Genomic DNA, 1007 nt, shown 5'->3' with positions numbered 1-1007 from the left:
AGGCGGTTCGGGTCGAGCGCGAAGCCGATGTCCGTCCCGGCGGCGTCGGCGAGGCCGTGGACCGCGACGACCAGCGCGGCGAGCACGCGGAACATGGTCGTGCCGGACGCGAGCAGCGTGCGCAGGTCCGACGTCAGGGCGCCGACGTCGGCGTGCGGGTCGAGACCCGCGAGCACGCGCCGCGCGGCGGGCGACTCGGGCCGGTCACCACCCAGCTCGACCGGTCCGTCGGGCCGGCCCGGCGGGGTGAACAGGAGCAGCACGCGACGGGCGATGCGGCGCGCGACGACGCCCTCGACGACGAGCCGCTGGACGAGCGGGCCCCACGGGCGCAGCACCCCGATGCGGTCGACCAGGACGTGCCGCCACAGGCGGCTCGTCGCGTCCACGACCGCGGGGTCGGCGCACCCGTTGACGTAGTTCGTCATGGTGACCTGCGAGAAGAAGGTCACGAGCGGCCACGTGCCGCGGCGCGGCGGGAAGACGTGCAGCCGCCCGACGACCCGGTCGAGCACGTCGCCGATGAGCCGCTGCGGGTCCGACGTGCCGTTCGAGTACAGCGCGAACGCGGCGGCCACGGCGTGCGCGTCGGTGCTGTCGGGGTCGGTCACGACGCCCGCGTACACGTCGGCCTGCGCGGTGGCGGGCAGCAGGCACGTCGCGTGAAGGGCGATGCGCTGGAGCTCGGGTGCGTCGTGCACGGCGACGCGGACCAGGAACGCGGTCGCGGCGTCGGGCGACCGCTCCGCGTAGGTGGAGAGGACGTCGAACACCGCGCCGCGCAGCAGCGGCACGTCGGACGTCCCGAGGAACCGGACGACGCGCTCGACGGCGGCGGTGTCGCCCGCGCGCAGGTGGAGCGCGACGAGGTCGCGGTAGGGCAGCCCGAGCAGCAGCGGGTCGTGCACGGAGGCCGTGAGGGCTCCGACCCAGTCGCGCTCCAGCGCGCGGTCGCCGAGCGCCCTGCGGGCGTCGACGCGCACCTCGCGCGCGCGATCCGCGCCCTC

Annotated in this window: 1 protein-coding gene; it reads right to left on the bottom strand. The window is 76.2% G+C overall.

The annotated features are described in order from the left end of the window. Positions 1 to 1007, bottom strand: a 1007-nt coding sequence (locus HGA02_RS20245) for a hypothetical protein (RefSeq protein ID WP_168681230.1), incomplete at both ends; no start/stop codon positions are given.

The organism is Cellulomonas septica (assembly GCF_012396155.1).
Lineage (GTDB): Bacteria > Actinomycetota > Actinomycetes > Actinomycetales > Cellulomonadaceae > Cellulomonas > Cellulomonas septica.
The sequence above is the reverse complement of the archived record's forward strand: the minus strand, read 5'-3'. Positions and strand labels throughout refer to the sequence as shown.